The sequence below is a fragment of the Variovorax sp. OV700 genome (assembly GCF_900099805.1).
Classification (GTDB): domain Bacteria; phylum Pseudomonadota; class Gammaproteobacteria; order Burkholderiales; family Burkholderiaceae_C; genus Variovorax.
The window spans coordinates 1-3,126 of sequence record NZ_FNDR01000030.1; the positions used below are offsets into that span (position 1 = coordinate 1).

Below are 3,126 nucleotides of genomic sequence, written 5' to 3' on the forward strand. Positions count from 1 at the left end.
GTAATAGTCCGCTCGAGGCCGTTGTTGACGGCTGGACCGTTTAGGGCGTGACGTCGGTGACGTGCTGAAGCAGAGCGAACGCCACGCGCCATGCGCGGCCGTCGCAGTGAACCGTGGCCGTGCGCTGGTTGATCCGAACGATTTCTCCGACGTGGCGCTTGAGGCTTTGGTCGGTGAAGCTCACCCGCTGGCCAACGCGGAAGTCCTGTTTGTGATGGATCTCCGGCGGCGGCCTCAGCGGCGCTGCGGTCGCTGGTGAGGGTGACGCGCCTGCCTGCTGATCCTCGACCGGCACGACGGCCGCGTACAGCACGCTGAAGCGCTGTTTGCTTTGCTCGTCGATCAGCGTGACCTGCCGGTCCTTCATCGCCGCGATGCGAGCCTCACGCAGCTTGCCGGTCCCCCAGTCCCAGTACTTCACCAGTTGGCCCATGTGCAGCTGAGAGCGCGCCTGCACGATGCGCCTGGGGTCGGCCATGAGCTGCTCGATGACCCAGCTGAGCTGGTACAGCTCAGCGCTGGTGGCCATGGGGAGATCTTCGATCTGCTTGACACGCATGCTGGCGATTTTGCCAGCGGCGATGTGCTCAGGCCGCGAGCCTGTCGGTCGGCTGTGAGCTCGTCGGCGCCGCCTTGGCAAGCTCACTGGCGACCGCCCACGGCAGCAACTCGTCGATACGGTTGCTCGGATGGTCGGCGATGCGCTCGAGCACGTGGCGCAAGTAGGCCTGCGCATCGATGCCGACGAGCTTGGCCGAGCCGATCAAGGTGTAAATCACCGCCGCGCTGTGCCCGCCGTTGTCGGAGCCGAGATGCAGGTAGTTCTTGCGCCCGATCGCCACGCCGCGCAGTGCGCGCTCCGCCGCGTTGTTATGCGCTTCGATCCGCCCATCGTCGACGAAGCGCGTCAGCGCCGTCCAGTTGCTCAGCGAGTACCCGATCGCCAATGCCATCGGCGACTTCGCCGAGACCTGAGACAGCGTTGTGTTGAACCACTCCTTCAGGTCGCCCAGCATTGCAGCGGTGCGTTCCTGGCGAACTTGCATTCGCTCGTACGGTGGTTTGCCTCGGATCTCGGCTTCCACCCCGAAGACCTTGCCGATGCGCTGCAGCGCCTGGTGCGCCAGCGTTCCACCGAGCTTGTGCTGGCGCTCATGGACGTCCCACACCTTGCGGCGTGCATGGCTCCAGCAAGCCGCCTCGACCACCCGCCCGTCTTCGTACAACGGGTGGTAGCCAGCGAAGGCATCAGCCTGCAGGATTCCCTTGAAGTGCCGCAGGTGGCGCACGGGGTGTTCGCCCTTGCGATTCGCCGAGTACTGGAACCACACCGCCGGCGGCGCTGTGTCGCCGCTGGGCCGGTCATCCCTCACGTACACCCACAGACGGCCAGTGCGCGCCTTGGCACCGGCACCGCCGAGCACGCGGATCGGCGTGTCGTCACCATGGATCTTGTCGGCCGCCAACACGTAGCGCCCGATGGCTTCGGCCAGCGGGCTCAGCAGGCGCGCTGCCTGCGCCACCCAGTCGGCCAGGGTCGAGCGCTGCAGATTCACGCCTTCACGACCGTAGATCTGGCACAACCGGTACAGGGGCGTGTGGTCGCAATACTTGCTCACCAACACGTGCGCGAGCAGGCCGGTGCCGGCCATGCAGCGATCGATGGGGCGACTCGGCGCGCGCGCCTGGGTGATCGTGCTGCAGCGGGTGCAAGCGAGCTTGGGACGAACGTGGCGCACGACATGGAAGCTGCCCGGCTCGTAGTCGAGGACATCCGAGACGTCCTGGCCGATCTCGCGAAGGCCACGGCCGCAGGCCTCGCAGCTGCAACCGCTGTGCGGCGTGTGCATCACGGTGCGCCGCGGCAGGTGGTCCGGAAGATCACGCATGCCGGTGCGCTGTTGCGCCTTGCGTTTCTTGCGAGCCTGCTCGAGGGACGTGACGTTGGAAGGGTGCTTGCCATCCGCGTCGTCCTCGCCCGGCACTGCTGGGGTCATCGTCGGCGGCGCGAGCTGCCCGCCCACGAGCTCAAGCTGAGCGTGTTCAAGCTGCTCGCTGGAGCGGCCGTACTTCATGCGCCGCAAGTACGCCACTTCGACCTTGAGCTTCTCGACGGTCAGCAGCGCGATCTTCAATGCCTCTTGCGAGCGCTGCACTTCGCCGCTGAGCGCGGCGTGGGCGGCAAGCAGTTCCTGCGAGGTCATGGCTACGACTGTGCCGGCCGGAACCCGCCCCTACAACGGGGGTTGTCCTGTCAACTTGGCCGGCGGTCCCTTACGCCGCTGCGCGCGGCTGCCAGGTGCGCTCGGGGCGGCGCCAGTCGATGCCTTCGAGCAGCATCGACAGCTGTGCGGCGCTCAGGGAGATCGAGCCCGACTCGGCCTGCGGCCAGATGAAGCGGCCACGCTCCAGGCGTTTGGCCAGCAGGCACATCCCATCGCCGTCACTCCACAGCAGCTTGACCAGGTCGCCGCGCCGCCCGCGGAAGACGAAGACATGGCCGGAGTACGGGTTCTCGGTGAGCGCCGTCTGCACCTTCGCCGCCAGCGTGTCCATGCCGCAGCGCATGTCCGTCACGCCAGCGGCCAACCAGACGCGGGTGCCTGCGCGCGGGCCGATCATGCACTCTGGCGCAGCGCGCGCAGGACGCTGCACAGACTGTCTTCGTCGACAGCGCCACGCAGTCGCAATTGCGCGCCGGCGAACTCCAGTTCGATGACGCCGGTCCGCGGTGTCGGTCTCGATGATGATGGAGCAGGCGCAGCGGAAGTCGGAATGGACATGACCTCGGTGGCCGGTGCTACCTCTATCGGCAACAGCACCGCCGGCGGCGTGTCGCCTGCGGCTCGAACATGCTCCCTGCGCCACTTGAACAGCATGTTGGCGTTGATGCCGCCGCGCAGCGCGATCGCCGAGACGGACGCGCCTGGCTCCAGGCTTTGTCGCACCAGCTCTTGCTTGAACGCCCGGTCATGATGTCGCCGGCTCGCCTTCTCTGAGTCTTGCGCAATCTTCATGGTGTGCACCATCTCCTTTAGCGCACACCTCCAAGCGGGTCTGCGATTCGGGTCAGATGCTTCCCGCAGCCTGCGCATCAGGCAAGGGCGGCCTTCGTCGGACTATTAC

The 3,126-nt window shown here is 66.5% G+C and carries 4 protein-coding genes; all 4 read right to left on the reverse strand.

Annotation, left to right across the window (positions count from 1 at the left end; translation table 11 throughout):
* Nucleotides 1-40: 40 nt before the first annotated feature.
* The 4 genes from BLR24_RS30140 to BLR24_RS30155 all read right to left on the reverse strand — a co-directional run bounded on the left by BLR24_RS30140 (nucleotide 41) and on the right by BLR24_RS30155 (nucleotide 3,017).
* Nucleotides 41-529 (reverse strand): hypothetical protein, encoded by a 489-nt coding sequence (locus BLR24_RS30140; RefSeq protein ID WP_254787676.1) that lies wholly within the window; start codon nucleotides 527-529, stop codon nucleotides 41-43.
* Between the two features lie 58 nt (nucleotides 530-587).
* On the reverse strand, nucleotides 588-2,204 hold the full coding sequence (locus tag BLR24_RS30145) for an IS66 family transposase (protein WP_093024355.1): 1,617 nt from the start codon (nucleotides 2,202-2,204) through the stop codon (nucleotides 588-590).
* 70 nt (nucleotides 2,205-2,274) lie between these two features.
* Complete coding sequence (tnpB, locus tag BLR24_RS30150; protein ID WP_093024357.1) at nucleotides 2,275-2,622, reverse strand: IS66 family insertion sequence element accessory protein TnpB; 348 nt, start codon at nucleotides 2,620-2,622, stop codon at nucleotides 2,275-2,277.
* Nucleotides 2,619-3,017, reverse strand: coding sequence for an IS66-like element accessory protein TnpA (locus BLR24_RS30155; RefSeq protein ID WP_175543391.1), 399 nt, complete (start codon nucleotides 3,015-3,017; stop codon nucleotides 2,619-2,621). The genes tnpB and BLR24_RS30155 overlap by 4 nt, the downstream gene beginning before the upstream one ends.
* Between the last annotated feature and the right edge of the window lie 109 nt (nucleotides 3,018-3,126).

What these genes read in the sequence shown, in the direction of transcription:
- BLR24_RS30140 (WP_254787676.1), bottom strand. Translation starts at nt 529, where the DNA reads ATGGCCACCAGCGCTGAGCTGTACCAGCTCAGCTGGGTCATCGAGCAG.
- BLR24_RS30145 (WP_093024355.1), bottom strand. Translation starts at nt 2,204, where the DNA reads ATGACCTCGCAGGAACTGCTTGCCGCCCACGCCGCGCTCAGCGGCGAA.
- tnpB (WP_093024357.1), bottom strand. Translation starts at nt 2,622, where the DNA reads ATGATCGGCCCGCGCGCAGGCACCCGCGTCTGGTTGGCCGCTGGCGTG.
- BLR24_RS30155 (WP_175543391.1), bottom strand. Translation starts at nt 3,017, where the DNA reads ATGAAGATTGCGCAAGACTCAGAGAAGGCGAGCCGGCGACATCATGAC.